This is a genomic window from Salicibibacter kimchii (genome assembly GCF_003336365.1).
In the GTDB taxonomy this organism is placed as follows: Bacteria; Bacillota; Bacilli; order Bacillales; family Marinococcaceae; genus Salicibibacter; species Salicibibacter kimchii.
Genome location: NZ_CP031092.1, coordinates 1,498,388 through 1,518,383, shown reverse-complemented (window position 1 = coordinate 1,518,383; position 19,996 = coordinate 1,498,388). Strand labels below are relative to the sequence as shown.

14 protein-coding genes and 1 pseudogene are annotated in these 19,996 nt (G+C 44.6%); 12 read left to right on the top strand and 3 right to left on the bottom strand.

From position 1 onward, the window contains the following. The first annotated feature begins 1 nt into the window (after nucleotide 1). The 4 genes from DT065_RS07545 to DT065_RS07530 all read left to right on the top strand — a co-directional run bounded on the left by DT065_RS07545 (nucleotide 2) and on the right by DT065_RS07530 (nucleotide 7,375). Nucleotides 2-1,618, top strand: a complete 1,617-nt coding sequence (locus DT065_RS07545) for a purple acid phosphatase family protein (RefSeq protein ID WP_227002764.1) — start codon at nucleotides 2-4, stop codon at nucleotides 1,616-1,618. 105 nt (nucleotides 1,619-1,723) lie between these two features. Then, nucleotides 1,724-2,839 carry a glycerophosphodiester phosphodiesterase gene (locus DT065_RS07540; RefSeq protein ID WP_114372188.1) on the top strand — a complete coding sequence of 372 codons (1,116 nt, stop codon included), beginning with the start codon at nucleotides 1,724-1,726 and terminating at the stop codon, nucleotides 2,837-2,839. A gap of 161 nt (nucleotides 2,840-3,000) precedes the next feature. After that, on the top strand, nucleotides 3,001-4,965 hold the full coding sequence (locus DT065_RS07535; RefSeq protein ID WP_227002763.1) for a bifunctional metallophosphatase/5'-nucleotidase: 1,965 nt from the start codon (nucleotides 3,001-3,003) through the stop codon (nucleotides 4,963-4,965). 25 nt (nucleotides 4,966-4,990) lie between these two features. Beyond that, nucleotides 4,991-7,375, top strand: a complete 2,385-nt coding sequence (locus DT065_RS07530; protein ID WP_114372186.1) for a DUF8508 domain-containing protein — start codon at nucleotides 4,991-4,993, stop codon at nucleotides 7,373-7,375. Nucleotides 7,376-8,080: 705 nt separating this feature from the next. On the opposite strand, the gene DT065_RS07525 is transcribed toward DT065_RS07530, so the two are convergent. Genes DT065_RS07525 through DT065_RS07515 form a run of 3 tightly spaced genes read right to left on the bottom strand, consistent with a single transcriptional unit; the run spans nucleotide 8,081 to nucleotide 11,938 of the window. Beyond that, nucleotides 8,081-9,187 carry an ABC transporter ATP-binding protein gene (locus DT065_RS07525; RefSeq protein ID WP_114372184.1) on the bottom strand — a complete coding sequence of 369 codons (1,107 nt, stop codon included), beginning with the start codon at nucleotides 9,185-9,187 and terminating at the stop codon, nucleotides 8,081-8,083. Continuing rightward, nucleotides 9,184-10,842, bottom strand: a complete 1,659-nt coding sequence (locus DT065_RS07520) for an ABC transporter permease (protein ID WP_114372182.1) — start codon at nucleotides 10,840-10,842, stop codon at nucleotides 9,184-9,186. The genes DT065_RS07525 and DT065_RS07520 overlap by 4 nt, the downstream gene beginning before the upstream one ends. 1 nt (nucleotide 10,843) lies before the next feature. Further along, a complete protein-coding gene (locus DT065_RS07515; protein WP_114372180.1) occupies nucleotides 10,844-11,938 on the bottom strand; it encodes an ABC transporter substrate-binding protein in 1,095 nt (364 codons plus the stop codon). A 322-nt stretch (nucleotides 11,939-12,260) separates the two neighbouring features. On the opposite strand from DT065_RS07515, the gene DT065_RS07510 reads away from it, so the two are divergent. The 8 genes and pseudogenes from DT065_RS07510 to pnpS all read left to right on the top strand — a co-directional run. Further along, a complete protein-coding gene (locus tag DT065_RS07510) occupies nucleotides 12,261-13,187 on the top strand; it encodes a phosphate ABC transporter substrate-binding protein (protein WP_227002762.1) in 927 nt (308 codons plus the stop codon). 104 nt (nucleotides 13,188-13,291) lie between these two features. Beyond that, nucleotides 13,292-14,212 carry a phosphate ABC transporter permease subunit PstC gene (gene pstC, locus DT065_RS07505; protein ID WP_227002761.1) on the top strand — a complete coding sequence of 307 codons (921 nt, stop codon included), beginning with the start codon at nucleotides 13,292-13,294 and terminating at the stop codon, nucleotides 14,210-14,212. Nucleotides 14,213-14,216: 4 nt separating this feature from the next. Next, complete coding sequence (pstA, locus tag DT065_RS07500; RefSeq protein WP_227002760.1) at nucleotides 14,217-15,089, top strand: phosphate ABC transporter permease PstA; 873 nt, start codon at nucleotides 14,217-14,219, stop codon at nucleotides 15,087-15,089. 85 nt (nucleotides 15,090-15,174) lie between these two features. Beyond that, nucleotides 15,175-15,948: a phosphate ABC transporter ATP-binding protein PstB gene (gene pstB / locus DT065_RS07495; RefSeq protein WP_522731609.1), complete on the top strand. Its 774-nt coding sequence runs from the start codon at nucleotides 15,175-15,177 to the stop codon at nucleotides 15,946-15,948. Between the two features lie 52 nt (nucleotides 15,949-16,000). Next, the gene (pstB, locus tag DT065_RS07490; protein ID WP_114372176.1) at nucleotides 16,001-16,801 is read left to right on the top strand and encodes a phosphate ABC transporter ATP-binding protein PstB; all 801 of its coding nucleotides are present in this window, start codon (nucleotides 16,001-16,003) and stop codon (nucleotides 16,799-16,801) included. A gap of 12 nt (nucleotides 16,802-16,813) precedes the next feature. After that, nucleotides 16,814-17,473, top strand: a complete 660-nt coding sequence (gene phoU, locus DT065_RS07485) for a phosphate signaling complex protein PhoU (protein ID WP_114372174.1) — start codon at nucleotides 16,814-16,816, stop codon at nucleotides 17,471-17,473. A gap of 45 nt (nucleotides 17,474-17,518) precedes the next feature. Further along, the gene (locus tag DT065_RS07480) at nucleotides 17,519-18,238 is read left to right on the top strand and encodes a response regulator transcription factor (RefSeq protein WP_114372172.1); all 720 of its coding nucleotides are present in this window, start codon (nucleotides 17,519-17,521) and stop codon (nucleotides 18,236-18,238) included. After that, nucleotides 18,235-19,959: pseudogene (gene pnpS, locus DT065_RS07475) on the top strand (two-component system histidine kinase PnpS); the annotation flags it as partial. The gene DT065_RS07480 and the pseudogene pnpS, both read left to right, overlap by 4 nt. Between the last annotated feature and the right edge of the window lie 37 nt (nucleotides 19,960-19,996).

Sequence of the window (19,996 nt, the reverse complement as noted above, 5' to 3'; positions counted from 1 at the left end):
TTTGAAATTAAAAAGCCGTCGTTTTGGTATCATATCTATGTCGCTCGCAGCTTGTCTTGTCGTTCCGGGTATAACAGTGGCTGTCGCCGATCAGCAAGCCACCGAGTATCCTGATGAAGAAATTCACGCACCTACCCCGATGCCGGACCGGATTTTCTTAGGATGGGAAGATGATACAGCTACGACTCAATCTGTATCATGGAGAACGGATGATAGTGTTACATCTCCTAAGGCACAAATTGCAGAAGCAGAAGCTGGACCTAATTTTCCAAGTAATGCGTCAACCATTAAGGCAGAAATCAGTGAAGAAGTTGAGGTAAATCATGACTATACGAATCAAATCCACAGTGTAAACTTTGAGGATCTTGAACCAAATACGACATACTTGTATCGCGTGGGTGACGGTGTGAACTGGAGTGAGTGGTTAGAATTCACTACGGCATCAGATGAAGATGATTCATTTTCATTTCTTTACATGGGTGACGCTCAAAACGATATCCATGAGCATTGGTCACGCGTGATCCGTAGTGCCTATTCAGATTTGTCTGACGCAAGCTTTATTCTTCATGCTGGAGACATGATTGATCAAGGTGATGCCGATGAGCAATGGGCTGGCTGGTTTGAAGGGGCTGGATGGATCTACGGTATGGTCCCAAGCATTGCTACGATAGGGAACCATGAGTACTCAAGAATCACTGATACCCCGTCTCAGCTGGCCGAAAACTGGGAAACCCAATTTCACTATCCTGATAACGGTCCAGAGGGACTAGAAGAACAAGTGGGTTATTGGGATCATCAGGATATGCGAATCATCTCTCTAAATTCAAATACAGGCCATGCAGATATTGACCAGCAGGCCGAATGGTTGGATGATGTACTTGAGGACAATCCTAATCAATGGACGGTTGTTACATTCCACCATCCTATCTTCTCTTCCGGAGATGGACGTGATAACGAGGAGCTTCGTGACGCTTTGCTTCCTGTGATTGAAGAGCATAGCGTAGACTTAGTCCTTCAAGGTCATGACCACACTTACGCCCGGGGACATTTGAGTAATGAAGAAGATGGAGAAAGAGAGTATACTACTGGCACGATGTTCGCTAACTCCGTGGCTGGTCCTAAGATGTACAATTGGTCAGATGCAAACTGGGAAGAAAATGGCGCTTATGTGCGAAGTGGGGCAGAAGATACCCAGATGTATCAAAACATTCACGTTGATGGCGACGAACTGAAATATGAATCATACACAGCTCTGGGTGAATTGCACGATGAGTTTACAATGACAAAGCTTCCTGATGGTCAAAAACAAGTTACAGAAGGAGAAGGATTTGAAGAGCCTGAGGAACCTGATGAACCTTCTATCGAACAAATGCAAACACAAGTGGAGGATCTTTTAGAAGAGGGAGCCATTGCAGATGATGAAGCGGCCAGGCATTTCCAGACTCACTTGACGTCAGTAGGACATTACGAAGAGACCGGATCAACGGATCAGGCTATCGAACATATGAACGGATTTAAAGAATTATTGGAAGGTATAAGCGGAGAGGAATTAATCTCGGAGGAAACGTATGAATCACTTAACGCTGCTGCAGATGAATTAATTGAGCAGTGGGGATAGAGGTTAGGTTTAGCATTCAGGACATTTGTCTTTCGGAGAGATGGTTGACCTTGGCGGGGCTAGTCCCGTCAAGGTCAATATGAATCCTAGAGAAGAGGAGTATTTATGGAACATATGTTAAAAAATTTTTTTATTGTTGGAATAATGGCTATTGGCATAAGTATGTTACCCCAATTGCAACATCATGTTTCAGCTAATGAAGAAGACGAATCTGATCAATTGTTAAATATAGCTCATCGAGGTGCTTCCGGGCATGCTCCGGAAAATACAATGGCAGCCTTTGACAGGGCTCTTGATATGAACGCGGATTTTATTGAAATAGACATCCATATGAGTGAAGATGAGGAAGTCGTAGCGATTCATGATTCAACGGTTGACAGAACGACAGACGCGTCGGGAAGCGTAGATGAGTTTACATTAAATGAATTGAAGCAATTGGATGCTGGTAGTTGGTTCGATTCTGAATTCGCCGGTGAGGAGATTCCAACATTGGAAGAAATTTTGGATGAATATGGTGGAGACATTGGGATTTTAATAGAAATTAAGGACCCTGCTGATTACCCGGGGATAGAAGAAAAGGTAGCTAATGCATTAGAGGAAAGAAACATGGAGGATCCGAATGATGAAGAAATGATCGTACAGTCCTTCGATCATGATTCCGTAGAATACTTTGCTGATTTAATGCCGCAAGTGCCTTTGGCAGTACTTGTCGACAACCCGGAAGATATTTCAGATGAACGACTTTCCCATTTCTCTGCGTTTGCTGATTACACGAATCCTAATCATTTAATGGTGACTCAAAACCTAGTAGATCGTGTACATGGTCAAGGCATGAAAATGACTCCATGGACAGTCAACGCTCAATTACGGATGGAACATCTCATTGATTATGGGATAGATGGAATAATCACGGATTATCCAGATCGATTTAATGAGGCCATTTTAGACTTCCCAAGCACAGCTCTTATAAAAGCTTCCGTTGAACGCTTTGATAACGAGGGAGCCATAGAGAAGAATGAGGATGCAGTACATTCCTTGGAACTTCATTTGACGGCGGTGAGTCATTATGAAGACCAGGAAGAAGCGGATAAAGTCGTCCAACACATGGAAAAAGGCTTTAAGGATTTACTGAACCGTCAACAAGACAATGGATTGATTTCCGAAGAGGCCTATAGCACGCTCATGTCTCAAACGGACGACTTAATTGATAAGTGGCGATAAGTTTTTAGCATTCTTATAAGTTATCGTAGGAGTTTAGACGGAATGACGATTTGTTACAATGGATGTGAATACTCTTATTGTCTGGAATATTGAAACAAAAGCCAATGACGGGTGCCGAATGATCGCATGGAAAAAGTAACCACATTTTATAGGGAGGATTTATGAAACGATTCGATTGGAAGAAAACACCGATGTTTTCGCTTTTTGCATTTTTGCTCATCATGGTTCCCGCTACGGGTATGAAAGCTCATGAAAATGAAAACGCTGGCGAAATCACATCAGAATTAGATAGCATTTCGGCATCTGAACTGCAAGGGCTTGTCGAGCAGTTGGATGAAGACGGGGAATTTGCAAATAGCGACGCAGCGCATGCCTTGGATATTCATTTGAGGGCGGTTGGTCATTATGAAGACCAAGGCGATACAGACAAAGTTGTCGAACATATGGATGGCGGTTTTCATGATCTACTGGAACATCAGTTAGAAAATCAACTCATCTCCGAAACAGCCTATGAAAATCTTCAATCACTTGCGGACGACTTGATCGCAGAATACGATGAATCGTTTAGCATGAACATCTATCATACGAACGATAATCACGCACACACGGAGATGTTTCCTCAATTGGTCACAACTTTAGATGAAGCTAAGGATGAACATGGGGATGGTCTGCTTCTTGATGCTGGCGACGTATTCACCGGAACGCTTTATTTTAACGAATTCTATGGACAAGATACCGTAGAGTTTATGAATTTGATGGATTACGATGCGTTTGTTCCAGGTAATCATGAATTTGATCTTGGTGATCCCGAAGAAGGACATCCTGAATTGGCTGATTTCATTGAAGGTGCTGAATTCCCCGTCTTTGGAGCTAACATGGATTTTTCAGAAGATGAAGGGTTAAACGAATTGACAATGGAGGGCATTAGTGAGGAAGCGGAGGAAGGAATGATTCACGATGGTATCATCCTAGAGCATGAAGGTGAAGACATTGGCGTCTTTGGGTTAAATACTGAAGACACAGTAGATATTTCCAGCCCGATGGACGTGGAATTTTCCGACTACGCTCAAGCTGCGCAGGACATGGTGGATCAATTTGAAGACGAAGGGGTCGACAAAATTATTGCCTTGACACATATTGGCTATGATAGCGATCCGAGTGTTGGCAATGATCTTCTGCTAGCTGAACAAGTGGAAGGGATTGATGTGATTATCGGTGGCCATAGTCACACGGCAGTCGATCCGCCCACGATCGTGACAGAAAATGAAGACGGTGAAGAAATGGATCCGACCGTCATCGGACAAGCAGGCGAATATGGAGAAAATCTAGGTTGTATGAACGTAACCTTTGATGAAAACGGCGTTGTCACAGATGTCGAAGGTGAATTGTTGGCCACAGCAGAACGGGAACCGGATCCGGAAGCCCTCGAGATGTTAGAACCATATCAGGAGATCGTTGACGAATTACAAAATGAAGAAGTCGGTGCCACTGTTGTCAATGAACTGCCGAACCCTCGCCACGGGGACGGGGATGATGAGAGCGTCCGTGCCGATGAGACAGCCCTCGGCAATTTGATTTCTGATGCTCAATTGGAGGCCGCGCGGTTAACCGACGAAGATACGATTATGGCCTTCCAGAACGGTGGCGGCATCCGCACGTCGATCTCGGCAGGGGAAGTTACTGTAGGAGAAATCATTGAAGTACAGCCATTCGGTAATCGTCTCACGCTTCTTGAGTTATCCGGTGAAGAATTAATCGAAACGTTCGAGGCAAGCGTTTCGAATAGCCCTCAAGAAAATGGTGGCTTTCTTCAAATCTCAGGAGATACCCGTCTCACGTATGACAGCAGCGAAGATCCGGTTAATCGTGTTGATGCGCTTGAAGTAAATATTGACGGCGAATATGAAGAAATTGATGAAGACGAAATGTATACGGTGGCTACCAATAACTTTACAGCTACCGGCGGTGATGGCCATGATGTTCTTGGTAATGCTTACGAAGATGGCCGCGGCACAATCGTCGGCAATACCGATTGGGAAATGCTTCGTGACTACATGGCTGAACACGAAGAGGTAGATTACGAAGTGGAAGGCCGCATTCAAGATGTAGCGCGTGAAGATGAATAAATACAAAATTTAAAAGGGTGAAAAAATGCTGAGAAAATCGATATGTGGTGCGTTGATGGTTGTCCTCCTGTCGGCTACGGTCGTGCCGATGAAGGTCAGTAGCGCAGATGATGGTATTTTAACGGTTGAAGAAGCGATGGCCGACAACTACGGATCGGGAACGGTCGAGGGCTATATTGTCGGGCATACAACCGCGCCAAATAGCTATAATTTCGAACCCCCATTTAGTAATGATTATAATTTGGCATTGGCTGATTCGAGTTCAGAGACAGATCCGGATCATATAATGCCGGTGCAAATCACTGCTGATTTTCGCAGCGATTACGGATTACAAACGAACCCTGAAATCGTTGGTGAAAAAATTCAGGTCACCGGCAGTCTCGAAGATTACTTTGGCGGACCGGGTATGCAAAACCCACGGAATATGCAGCACGAAGATGAAGAAGACCCTGAGGCTATTGAAGGTCTTCGTATTCACGATATTCAAGGTGCTGAACATCGTTCACCTTATGAGGGAGAGCATGTTGCAGAAGTCGAGGGAATCGTAACGAACATTGATGAAAATGGCTTTCACATGCAGGATCTTGAACCTGATGGAGACATGCGGACGGCCGAAGGCATCTATGTATTTCAACCGAATGAACAAGTAGAGGTCGGGGATTTGGTATACGTCGATGGTTTAATTGATGAATATGGTTACGATGGTGAATTAACAACCACTGAAATCGACCCATCCAACATTGACATCGAGTCATCCGGGAATGAATTGCCTGACCCAGTGGTCATTGGTAAGGAGGCTTATGTGCAACCCACGGAGCATATCGCTTCAGAGGGGTTAAGCGAGTTTGACCCAGAATCGTATGGCATTGATTATTACGAGAGCCTGGAAGGGATGCTCGTTCAACTCGATGATGCTGAAGTAGTTGGCCCTCCATCTTTCGATGAGATCCCTGTCGTCGTGGACAACGGCGATGATAAACCCCGGTCACCTGCGGGCGGCGTTGTGATTGATGAAGATCAATTTAACCCTGAGAGAATGTTCATTGATGCCCCTGATGTGACGGCAAAAGTAGGCGATAAATTTGACGGGTCTGTCATTGGGGTCGTCGATTATGACTTTGGCAATTATAAAATCAGACCGACAGACACACTGCCTGAAGTCGAAGATGGCGGGACGGAACGAGAAGTGACATCGATCACGCAGGATGAAGAGGACCTTACTGTCGCCACATACAATATAGAAAATTTTTCAGCGGAAACCGCTCCTGAAAAAACAGCCGAATTAGCACAATCCATTAATGACCATTTACAAAACCCGGATATTATTGGACTCGTCGAGGTTCAAGACAATAATGGCTCGGCAGATGACGGAACAACTGATGCGAGTGAAAGCTATCAAACGCTGATTGATGAGATCGAGTCAGCGGGTGGACCGACATATGATTTTACTGATATTGCACCGGAGGACAATCAGGATGGCGGACAACCGGGAGGTAACATTCGTGTCGGTTACTTGTACAATCCCGATCGTGTCTCATTAACAGAAAAACCGGAAGGGGACGCAACGACAGCCGTGGATTTCGATGAAGACGGATTATCACTGAACCCGGGAAGGGTAGATCCTGAAAATGAAGCATTCGAGGATTCCCGTAAACCATTGGCAGTTGAATTCGAATTTAATGACGAAGAGATTATTTTGATTAACAACCATTTCAATGCGAAGTCTGCTGATGATCCGCTTTTCGGGGAGAACCAACCTCCGGAATTGGTGACCGAACCTCAAAGGATCGAACAAGCGGAAGCAGTGAACGACTTCGTTGAAGACATCAAGTCAGTGGATGATGAGTCCAATGTTGTCGTCATGGGTGATTTGAATGATTTCCAGTTTGCACCACCCCTGGATGTTCTCACTGATGAACATTTAACGAATATGATTACGGAGCTTCCTGAGGAAGAACGGTATACGTATAATTTTGAAGGCAATTCACAAGTGTTGGATCATATTCTCGTCAGTAATCACCTAGCGGAAAATGCCGAAGCTGATATCGTCAATATTAATGCTGATTTTGCCGAAGAACATGGCAGAGTGAGCGACCACGATCCAGTGCTCACACAGATTAGTTTTTCGGAAGATGAAGAAACAGCGGAAGACGTAGCAGATATCATCACAACCGTTGAGATATTGGCAGAAGATGGGGCATTCGCAAATGACGAAGCAACTCGTGCATTAACGGTTCATTTAACAGCTGTCAATCACTATGAAAATCAGGAAGAAGCAGAAAAAGTCATTCAACACATGGGAGGCTTCGAAGACCTCCTGAACTATCAACAAGCAGAGGAATTGATTCCAGATGATGCCTTTGACCTTCTACTTTCACAAGCGGATATGATTACCGAGAAGTGGGCGTAAGGAGGAAAGGTCTGACCTTTAAACAGCTGGTATAATGTCGTTTTTGGCTGATAAAAATTAGAAGCGCGTTTCGCTTTAAAAGTGACCGTTGGTGTTCTCCTACCTTCGGTCTTTTTGGGTCCAGCGAGGCTATTTACCCTTTTTTTATGCTGGGAAGCCGAATGGTAAGGTGAAAACATTGTTTTCGATATGGAAATCGAGACTTCCGCCAGCTATAGTTTATCTTATTTTGTTTGTAAGAAAGATTCCAAGGATAACACTGAAGCTGAGTACGCTTATTGGATCCATAATGGTCGGTTGTAAGTAATTCTGTTAAACATATAAAGGGATCACCAATTTCATATAGATTAGATAGATGATCCCTTGTCCTCTGTTCATTCAAATGTCGGTAAAATGCTCTCTTCTTGGAATTCCTTGATAGATGCTCCTCACTTTCGCGTCAGCGGCTCAGGTCCGACTGCTTCCATGCCAAAGTAGTCCGCAATCGTTTTCAACATATGTTCCCAGCGGGAAAAGTCCCATGAATTTCTCGTCCATATCTATATCATCACTTGTCTATAGCAATTAAAAAGACCCCCTTCAGTGAAGAGGGTCCAAAAAAAGAGGGGGTCAATTAATATTAGTCTAACAGAGAAATGTTAAGTGGGTATAAAGTTGATGTTAATAGATTGTATATTTTCTTTATCAAAAACTTTTACTTATCCCCTAAAAGCTGCCTTGTGCTTCCCTTAAAGCATCAGGTTCTATTCCTTCCCGACTGCCATCAGTTTGCCCGCTTCTTTTTTTCTGAATTGCAACCGTGTCCCCGATGGTGTATCGTTCGCTCATCGGCGTCACTACATTCACTGTCTGCCCCGTATCGCTGGTAACGCTGTACTGGATTTCCCGTCCTTGATAAAGGACGTTCGATATCGTTGCGGGCAAGCCATTGTCCCCCGTATCCTGAATGATCCATTCGTCAGGTCGGACGGGGTATAACCCATCTTTTTTGAATTCTCCTGCCACACTACTCCCTTCCCAAACCTCAGGTACGGAATCGGGATGAAAAAGATCGCCTTCCCAATGCCCGGAAATTAGGGCAGCTTTGCTGACAAAGGTAGCGACAAACCGCGTCTGCGGGTGTAAATAAATATCCTCCGGCGTGCCGGTCTGCTCCACTTGTCCGTCTTTCATAATGATGATTCGATCTGCCATCGAAAGCGCTTCTTCCTGGTCGTGAGTAACGTACAGGATTGAACTTTTCGTTTTGCGATGCAGGATCTGGATTTCCCTTCTCATCTCTTCGCGAAGTTCAGCATCCAAGCTACTGAGAGGTTCGTCCATCAATAGGATCGATGGCTGATGGACGAGCGCTCGGGCGAGGGCGACCCGTTGCTTTTGTCCGCCCGACAGCTGATTCGGCATGCGATCACGTAAATGGTGAAGGTCGACGAGTTGCAGCATCTCTTCCACGCGTGCCTGTTTGTCCGCTTTCAACTCTCGCGGGGTATAGGGGTGATGCCGGAGAGGAAATTCCACCTGTTTATAAATATTCATATGCGGCCAAAGGGCGAGAGACTGAAAAACCATACCGATGTTGCGCTTCTCAGGCGAAATGTTGCGGTTTCTGCTTCCGACCGTCGTTCCCTCAATAAAAATTTCACCGTCCGTCGGTTGTTCAAACCCGGCCAGCAACCGGAGCAACGTAGTTTTACCGCATCCGGATGGGCCAAGTATTGCAATGAATTCTCCTTTTTCCAATGAAAAAGAAATCGAGTGAAGTGCTTCGACATCACCGAATCTTTTCTTCAATCCGGTAACTTCTGTGGTCATGAATTATTCACCCTTTTCTTCCAAATTTGCTGAAGGACATAATACCCGATCATCCCGACCAGAATTGTTAAAACAATTACAGTGGAGAAGGCAGAAGAGTACGTCGAATAGCCGGCTTGTTCAAAGTTGAAAATGACGAGTCCAATTGTTTCCGAACCGCTTGACCACAATAAGGATGATACAGTCAACTCCGTCAGTGCTGTCAAAAAGACGAGTAGCGCGCCGCTTAACAGCCCCGGTAGCAGGAGGGGTACAAGAATGCTTTTCCATTTAGTCATCGTTTTCGCCCCGAAAACATGGGCGGCTTCTTCCATCGATCGATCCACTTGGCTGAAGGCTGTTGCGCTTCCCCGCACTTGCAAGATAAGAAAACGGGTAATGTAGGCAATGAGCAAAATGCCAATGGTGCCGTAGATACCGGGATTCCAGCCTGGAATCGGTTCAAGCCACATAAAGATCATCGCGAGTGCAAGTACCATTCCCGGGAGTGCATAAGGAAGGGCGATGAACAGTTCTAAAATACCGTTTAACGCGTTCGGTCTTCGTGAGCGTAAATAGGCGAAGGCTGTTCCGACAATCAAACAGAAGAGTGTCGTTGTTCCCGCGAGGAAAATACTGTTCATGATTGCACTTTGGGCGCGGTCATTTTCAAAAAGCACGAATAAATAATGGGAGAATGTTGCGTTCTCCGATGTGAGCGGAAGTCCGTACGCCTGGATCAATGAAGTTCTCAACATTGACAGGACTGGTACGATCGTTATGAACAGCAAGAAGCCCCACACAGCTGTTTCGATGGCGATACGCCAGCGGCCGAGGGTAAAACGGGGTGCGTGGTCCTGCTGGGTCGTTTCCAATTGATTGGATTTTTTGACGAGCCACCATTGCAGCATCGTGCCCATCAGCGCTACAATCGCCAAAATGACCGAGAGGGTCGCCGCTCTCGAGAATGCATCGGACCCAAAGCCGATCACTTCCTGGTAAATAGCAGTGCTGAGTACGGTGATGTTAGCAGGTATCCCCAAAAAAGCAGGAATCCCAAAGTTGTCTAAATTAGCGATAAAAGCGATCAATCCGCCACTGGCGAGCCCAGGTAACGCCAACGGCAGTGTCACTTCGCGGAAAACCCGGTGGGACGGTGCTCCCCCGGACTTGGCTGCCCACTCCAGATCCCTCGGGATTGAACGAAGCACACCGACCGTGAATAAATACACGAGCGGAAAATGCGATAAACCGAGTACGAAGATCATCCCGCCCATCGAGTACATATTCAGAGGCTCGATGTCAAAAGGGAGCATGTCGAGCATACTCGCAAACGGACCAGTCCGTCCCATCAGCTCTGTCCATGAGAGGGACACTATATAAGAAGGAATAATGAACGGGATAAGAATGAATATCTGCAACAAAGATTTTTTCCGTATATCGCTGTAAGCGACAAGCCATGCAAAAAATAAACCCAGACTTACAGATAGTGCCGTCGAACCGATCACCATCACCATTGTATTTTCAATCATCTGCCACGTGCGGCCTTCACTTAATACCTCGCTGTAATTAAAAATAAAAAAAATAATCCCGAAAATCAGGTAGGTTGTTATACGTTGATTTTTCCAAAACAAAAGGGGAGATTTATCCCCTTTTGGTCGCTCAATGTCTGCCATTTTATTCACCAAAAATCATATTGAATTCTTCTGTGTCCTCATCACGCGTCTGCATCATTTCATTTAAATCGGCTGAAAGTTCATCGACTTCCTCGGCGCCCTGCAAATCTTCCGGAGGATCCATTTCTGCCCGGATCGGAACATAGCCGACTTCAGTGCTCAGTTCCTGCCCTTCCTCAGACAGAATAAAATCGACAAACGCTTCTGCAGCTTCTACATTTTCTGCGTCATCCATAATGCCAACCGGCTCGGTAATGACTGGCACGCCTTCTTCCGGATAAACCAAATCGATCGGTGAGCCTTCTTCTTTTGCGTTGGCAACTACAAAGTCAACGACCATACCATATGCTTTCTCTCCACCGGCGACATTTTGCAGGACATCGCCATTTCCTTGAACGGTCGTTGTATCGTTCTCATGGAGATCCTCATAAAATTCCCAACCGAACCCGTCAGTGCGGCTGAAAACCCCAGCATTGTATGCAGCAGCCCCGGAATAGAGTGGGCTCGGCATGATCACTTCATTTTCCGCTTCATCACTCGTCAAATCCGCCCATGAAACGGGCTCATCTTCAACGAGTTCGGTATTGTAAGCGAGAACCGTCGACATGATCTTCGTGCCTGTATACATGCCATCTTCATCGACAAATTGCTCAGGAATCGCATCGAGTTCCGGTGACTCGTACTCATGAAGGAGATCGTCTTCCTTCAACCCTTCAAACGTCACTGCATCCGCAAGAAGCAGGACATCCGCTTGAGCGGAACCGGCTTCCTCTTCTGCCAACAGCCGGCTGATGACTTCTTCCGTTCCCGAGCGGAAGACTTCCACCTCAACATCCGGATGGATTTCATTAAATCCTTCTATCAGCGCATCCGCATCTTCATCCGGTTGGGACGTATAAAACGACAATGTCCCGCTCACTTCGCCATCCGCGCTGGCATCCTCTTCTGCTTCTTCGTCGTCCGCAGAATCTTCTGCCTCGTTCTCTGTTTCTTCGGTCTCTGCTTCGCCTGCCTGCTCTTGTACGTTATCTGCCCCGCACGCGGAAGCCAACACCGTCAAAGATGCAGCTAAAGATAAGGGAAAAAATTTTTTCATTTGAATTTCCTCCGATCGTTCATTATAAATTCTCGATTGTACCTTCCGTAATTTAGAATGACACCAATCCTTTCTGCCCATTATGCTCATCTATCTTTCAATGCTACAGCAGAAAGTTTAAGCTTGTTTGAATGAAATATTATGTTCTTGTAAAAATTTATTTAAGACTCATTTATTTTGGACTTCAAATGTAGACTAATATGTCAAAATATTATTTCATTCGCCTTTACACAATCTTTACATTTAGTACATGTCTCCTTTACATTCACCTACTATAGTGAAGGTGTACTCAATAAAAACACTCATCAGGGGGAGATGGAGAATGAAAGTCAACAAACAATGGCTCATCATGATTGTGGCCGTTATGATGATTATGGTCCTTGCCGCGTGCGGTGGAGACGAATCGTCTGCTGATGGCGGTGGAGATACTGGAGAGGAAGAAACAGAAGAATCGGCGGATGAAGGGGAAGAAGCAGCTGACAACGGAGAATCTAATGATAATGAAGCCGCCAGTTTGGAAGGTGATGTAACAATCACTGGATCAACTTCTGTTCAACCTCTTTCTGAAGAGTTAGCAGCTGCTTTTATGGAAGGGCAGCCTGATGTCAGAGTCGAAGTTTCCGGTGGTGGTTCAGGTGCAGGTGTGACAGCTGCTCAAGATGGGTCGGCAGATTATGGAGCAGCATCTCGTGAACTTGAAGAAGACGAAACAGGTGTCGAAGCTACCCCTATTGCCATTGATGGTATTGCGATTGTTACTCACCCGGACAACCCAGTATCAGATTTAGCACTAGAGGATGTTACTGATATCTATAGCGGCGAGATTACAAATTGGTCAGAAGTCGGTGGAGATGACCAAGACATTGTTGTCGTTAGCCGTGAAGATGGGTCAGGAACAAGAGATGCATTTACTGACATCGTATTAGGCGATGAAGCATTAGTAGACAGTGCACTTATTCAAAATTCTACCGGTGCCGTGTCTGAGTCTGTAGCTAATGATCCAAATGCAATAGGATACATGTCGACAGGCAGCATGGACGATTCTGTTCAGGGACTTGCCATTGATGGTGCGGAACCGACTGATGAAAACATCAGTTCTGGAGAGTATGATGTGTCTAGACCATTTAATTATGTGACCAATGAAGAAGAATCTTCAACCGAAGAAGCACAAGCATTTCTCGATTTCATCCTCAGCGATGAAGGGCAGGAAGTCGTTGAAGATAATGATTTTATTTCCGTTGAGGAGTAATTTGTCAAAGCAAAATAATGTTTTAAAGGGACAGGGTAGGGATGAACTATCCTGTTCTCTAAGTGTTTTCAAATAAATTTATAAGCTGTCATGGGGTGGCCGCGTTGAATTTACAAAAGGAGAGAACCACTAAAAGTAATATAGAAGAAAGTATTGTGAAAAATTTTCTATTTATAATGGCTTTAACGGCTATCATATCTTTAGGTCTTATTGCGTTTTTTATTTTTATTGAAGGCATGCCATTCATGATTGACTATGGCATTACAGACTTTCTTTTCGGAACAACATGGGATCCAACGAATCAAGTGTATGGCATCTTTCCAATGATTATTGGATCAGTGGTGGCAACACTACTGGCCATTTTTATTGGTGCACCAATTGGCATTGCTGTTGCTGTTTACCTAGTAGAAATAGCACCTCCTAAAGTTGCTCGAGTTATTAAACCGGCGGTAACGCTAATGGAAGGTATTCCTTCGGTTGTCATTGGGCTTTTTGGTATGGTCGTCATTTTAGATATCATTCGCGCTTTAACGCGTGGTCCTTTAAGTGACTTCTTACCAGCCAGTTATCAAACAGGCTATTCGTTATTGGCAGGAGCCATTGTATTGGCGATTATGATTTTGCCAACCATTATTTCCATATCAGCAGATTCTATTCGGGCTGTGCCCGTTGAGCATAAAGAAGCTGCTTATGCCTTGGGGTCATCTAAGTGGCAGAGCATATATAGAGTGGTTGTACCTGCTGCCAAATCCGGTTTGATTGCTGCGGTCGTTCTGGGTGTTGGTCGGGCAATCGGAGAGACGATGGCCATTATCATGGTCGTAGGAAATACCGTACAAATTCCTGAGGCAGGTTGGGAAGGTATTTTTGCCCCTATTAGAACGCTAACGGGAAATATTGCGCTTGAAATGAGCTATGCCGGTCCTGAGCACCGCGAAGCATTATTTGCAACGGGAATCATACTTTTTATCTTTATCATTGTTATCAATTCCGTTTCGATAGTTCTTAGGAAAAAGGAGTATTAACCCCATGGACAAAGTCAAATCAAACCACATGATTAAAGTGAAACGAAATCAAAGGGCCGCCTTTACTTTGTTGAGCCTAGCGGCAGCATTAACACTCCTTACTCTCTTTGGCATTATCTTTTATATTATGAGCCAAGGGCTTTCAGTGGTTAGTATGGAATTTCTACTTGAGGAACCTAGCAGTATGGGGCAAGAAGGCGGCGTTTTCCCGGCTATAATGGGAACCATTTATTTAGTTGCACTTACTATGATTATTGCAACGCCTGTTGGGGTGGGAACTGCCGTTTACTTGAACGAATATATGCCTGAAGGTCGATTTAAGAGAATTCTCCGATTCGCAACGGAATTATTAGCAGGCGTTCCGTCTATTGTATTTGGGATGTTTGGTTTTATTTTCTTTGTTCTCATGTTGGAAGAATATACGGGGGGATTTTCAATTTTATCAGGCGCTTTAACGGGCGTGATGATGATTTTGCCCGTTATTATTCGTGCTTCGGAAGAAGCGCTTCGCAGTGTACCAAATGCGTTAAAAGAAGGAAGTATGGCCCTTGGTACGACACGATGGCATACGATTAAAAAAATAGTTTTACCATTAGCATTACCAGGTATGACAACAAGTCTAATATTATCGATTGGGCGTGTTGTTGGAGAAACAGCAGCTTTTTTATTAACTATAGGTGGAAGTCTTCTATTAGTGACATCCGTATTTGATGGGACCAGGACACTTGCTTTACATTTGTACTTGGTAGCAATGGAAACCGGGGATTTGGAAATGGCACTCGGTTCAGGCGCAGTTCTAATTGTTCTTATATTAATCATTAATTTTGTTGCTGCAGGTTTATTTAAATTATTAGTTAGGCGATTTTCTTCTGCATAAGAAACTATATAGGGGGTAGATCCAGATGATTAGTCAAATAGAAAAAAAGGTTGAAATGGCAGATGAACAAGAAAAAAAGATTAGAATAACAGGTGAACAAGAAAAAAAGGTTAAAATATCAGTTGACCAATTGGATTTTTTTTACGATCAAACACATGCGCTGAATAATGTTTCATTGGATATAAAAGAAAATGAGGTTTTTGCACTTATCGGTCCGTCCGGTTGTGGAAAAACAACGTTTTTACGTGTATTAAATAGAATGAATGATTTGATTCCTAAAACAAGTGTTAAAGGAAGCGTACGAATAGAAGACCAAGATATTTTTGATCCCGGTGTTGATGTTGTTCAATTGAGAAAGTCGGTGGGGATGGTTTTTCAAAAACCGAATCCATTTCCAATAAGTATTTTTGATAATGTTGCATACGGCCCTAGAGCAAATGGAATAAAGAACAAAGAAGAACTAATGGGTATTGTTGAAGAGAGTTTGCGGCAAGCATCTCTGTGGGACGAAGTGAAAGATAAATTGAGCGAGAGTGGAACAAGTCTTTCCGGTGGGCAGCAACAAAGACTTTGTATTGCACGGGTAGCGGCGGTTAAACCTGAAATCATTTTAATGGATGAGCCAACATCCGCTCTAGATCCTTTAGCCACTTTTAAAGTGGAAGCGTTAATTAATGAACTTAAGCAAAATTATACGGTTGTGATCGTCACCCATAATATGCAGCAAGCATCACGAATATCAGATAAAACAGCGTTTTTTCTTAATGGTTTCGTCATTGAAGCTGATGAAACAAATCAATTATTTACAAACCCAAAAGAAAAGCAAACAGAAGATTATATAACAGGAAAATTTGGGTGAGTATCTATATACGCTTCACACAAACTTAACACTCAGAAGATGTCTGCCTAACATGTATCGCCGAAAATTTTTGGGTAACGGAGGGAGAACATTGACAGAAGCCATTTTTGAAACGGAAAATCTTAAGGTTGCTTACGGTGAAAATCAGGTCATTAACGGCATTGACTGGAATATTAATAAAGGAGAGATTACCGCGCTCATCGGTCCTTCCGGGTGCGGGAAGTCCACCTTCTTAAAAACACTCAACCTCCTTATTCGTTCCATGTCTGATGACGTGAAATTAAGTGGATCCATTACATTTTCAGGAAAAAATATTCTCAGTGATAAAATTGATGCCATTGACTTGCGAAAGCAAATTGGTATGGTTTTTCAACAACCCAATCCTTTTCCGAAAAGTGTTTTCGATAATGTTGCCTACGGCCCGCGTATTCACGGTGTTAAGAAAAAACGCCAGTTACAGGAAATCGTTGAGCAATCATTGAGTGAGGCTTATTTATGGGACGAAGTCAAGGATCGTCTTCATGATTCTGCCCGTGGACTTTCCGGTGGTCAGCAACAGCGGTTGTGCATTGCACGTGCCCTTGCGACCAAACCGGATGTGCTGCTGATGGATGAACCAACCTCAGCCCTCGATCCTATTTCCACGATGGGGATTGAAGATTTAATCAGGAAACTGCAAGGTCAATATACCGTGATCATGGTGACCCATCAGATGGAACAAGCAGCGCGGCTATCGGATACAACGGCTTTTTTATATATGGGAGATTTAATCGAAACGAACAAAACGAGCCAGCTGTTTTCCAATCCGTCAGAGAAGCAAACGGAAGACTATATTACTGGAAAGTTCGGATAGGGGGACTAAAGAATGACGCCTAGACAACCATTAACGACAGAACTGGAGCATTTAAACTTTGAAATCAAAAATATGGGTAAACTTGCGTATGACGCTGTGGATCGATCTTTGCAAGCGATGAATTTACAAGACCTGGGTTTAGCGGAGTCCGTCATCTTAAGTGACCGAGATATTAACCTATGCGAAACACGCTTAGATGAACGGGTCGTCAATGTCATCGCGCTGCAACAACCCGTCGCCACCGATCTTCGTAAAGTGATTGCCTGTATTAAGGTTGGCACTGATTTGGAACGGATCGGAGATCTTGCCGTTGAAGTGGCAAAATCCGTCACCCAAATTGAAGGTCAAGATCTAGCTACAGAAGTGAAAACGTTGGATCAAATGGGAAAAGATGCGCTTGAAATGATTGTGCAGTCCTTAGCGTCTTTTCAAACATTGGATGCATCCAAAGCTTTGGAATTAGAAAAAATGGATAATCAGTTAGACCAACAATATAAACAAATGATTCACACGATGATGAGTCATGCCCGTGTAGATCAAACGACGGCACCGCAATTATTACAGTTGGCCTATATCTTACGCTCGATCGAACGCATAGGTGATCACTGCACAAATATTTCCGAGCAAGTATTGTTTATCGAAAAAGGTGAACGCTATGATCTCAATCCGTAATAAGGTTATAATAGAGGGGTAATGAGCGAGTGAAGGAGCGAGCCTATGGTTTATAAATTGTTAGTGGTAGATGATGAAGAATCCATTGTCATGCTATTAACCTACAACCTTGAAAAAGAAGGCTATGTCGTTGACAGCGCCGGTGACGGGCACACAGCAGTGGAATTGGCAATGGAGCACACGTATGATCTTATTGTGCTCGACTTAATGTTGCCCGGAATGGACGGGCTTGACGTATGTCGACATTTGCGGGAACGTCAGGTGAACGCTCCCATTCTCATGTTAACGGCGAAAGATGAAGAATTTGATAAAGTTTTGGGTTTGGAACTCGGTGCCGACGATTATATGACGAAACCATTCAGTCCGAGGGAACTGGTCGCGCGAGTGCGGGCCATTATCCGCCGGGTGGAACAAATGAGGGCAATGAAATCTCCGGATGTTGAGGCAGATCGGGAGAAAGAAACCCTTGGTGATATGAACATTTACCCGGATCACTATGAAGCCTTTGTTAACGGAAATCAACTCGAGCTCACTCCGAAAGAATTCGAATTGCTGCTCTACCTCATTCATCATCGTGGACGGGTCTTGACGAGGGATCAATTGCTGAATGCTGTCTGGAATTATGAGTTTGTAGGCGATACACGGATTGTCGATGTGCATATTAGCCATTTGCGGGAAAAAATAGAACCGGATACAAAAAGACCCTCGTATATTAAAACGGTACGGGGGATCGGCTATAAAATGGAAAGCCCGGATAAGCAATGAATGCCTTTCGTTTCCGTTTGATGATATCTTTATTGGTCATTATTTTACTGACGCTCGCGGCTTTAGGTTTTCTTATTGGCCAATTGATCAATGATTTGTATATGGATGAAACGGTGGACCGCCTGCAAAAAGAAGCGCGCATGGTCGCTTCTGTTGTACAAGAAAGCGATGAAGCCCCCCAAACCCTCAGTGAAGAGATCGGAGAGCAACTCGATTTACGTGTTACTTTTCTTGCCGGAGATGGAGAAGTTATCGCGGAGTCTTCCGACGTTGAAGGCGACGAAATGGAAAACCACCTTAATCGGGAAGAAGTGCAATTAGCCGGGAATTCCGAGGGGGCAACGATACGCGAGAGTGAGACCGTCGGAAGAAACTTGCTCTATTATGCTCACCCCATGGGTGAAGGGGAGGGATACGTAAGGCTCGCCCTTCCCATTGACACTGTCCAGGCAGCAACAGGTCAAATGTGGATGATCATCGCCGTGGGTTTCCTGGTCGCCCTTATTGTCATTGTCGTCTTAGGTTATCGGGTGACACAAAGGCTTACGCGCCCCATTGGCCAGGTGACGACGATGGCGAATGAACTTGCGAAAGGAAACTATCAAGCGCGGACGAATGATGAGACAAGCGGAGAACTGGGACAATTAACTCGTTCTATTAATACGCTGGCCTACAATCTGCAAAAAACAACGTCAAACTATCAGCGCCAGCAAGAAAACTTGGAAGCGTTAATTGATAACATGGGTAGCGGTCTCATGTTTATTGACGGGCGAGGCCGTATAACACTTGCGAATCGCATGTGTGATGATATTTTTCAAACGGATACGAGTGAATGGTTAGAACATCTTTATTATGATCGCATTCATGATCACAACTTTGTTCAATTCATCCAGCGTGTCTTTTTAACCGAGGCTCATGCGCACGAGCAATTGCATTTTGACGATAGCTGGTCTCTCAAGCATTATGAAGCTTACGGAACGCCGGTCATTAATAGCAAAAGCCAATTGCACGGCGTGGTCGTGGTCTTGCATGATATCACCGGTTTGAAACGGCTGGAAGAGATACGGAAAGATTTTGTGGCCAATGTCTCCCATGAATTAAAGACGCCGGTCACGTCACTTAAAGGGTTCGCGGAAACATTGCTCAACGAGCCGATGGAGAATCAGGACGTTCAAGGACAGTTTTTGGACATTATCTGGAAGGAAAGTGACCGACTTCAGGATTTGGTGAGCGACTTGCTCGAGTTGTCACGCATTGAAACCCACAACTTCCAGTTGGATCTACAACCGATCGATCTCTTGGAAATCGGTGCAGAAACGGAGCGTTTATTAAGCAAAAAAGCAGCTGATAAATCGGTACAGTTTAACGTTTCAAGTGAGGGGAACACGGAAATGATTGGCGATGTGGCTCGGATAAAGCAAATGCTCTTGAATTTGCTAACGAACGCCATCGCTTACACCGGAGAAGGCGGGAAAGTAGAACTCAATATTTACGAGGAAGCCGAGTTCATCGTCTGTCGAGTGAGTGATACCGGGATAGGCATAGACGAAAATGACCTCCCGCGCATATTCGAACGTTTTTATCGCGTTGACAAAGCAAGGAGCCGTGATTTGGGAGGCACAGGCCTCGGACTGGCCATTGTTAAACACTTATTGGAGGCGCATGAAGGCACGATTGAAGCTGAAAGCGAACCGAATGTGGGTACGACCTTTACGATTCGTCTTCCGAAGGAGCCAAAGGGAGCATGGGCAACACCAA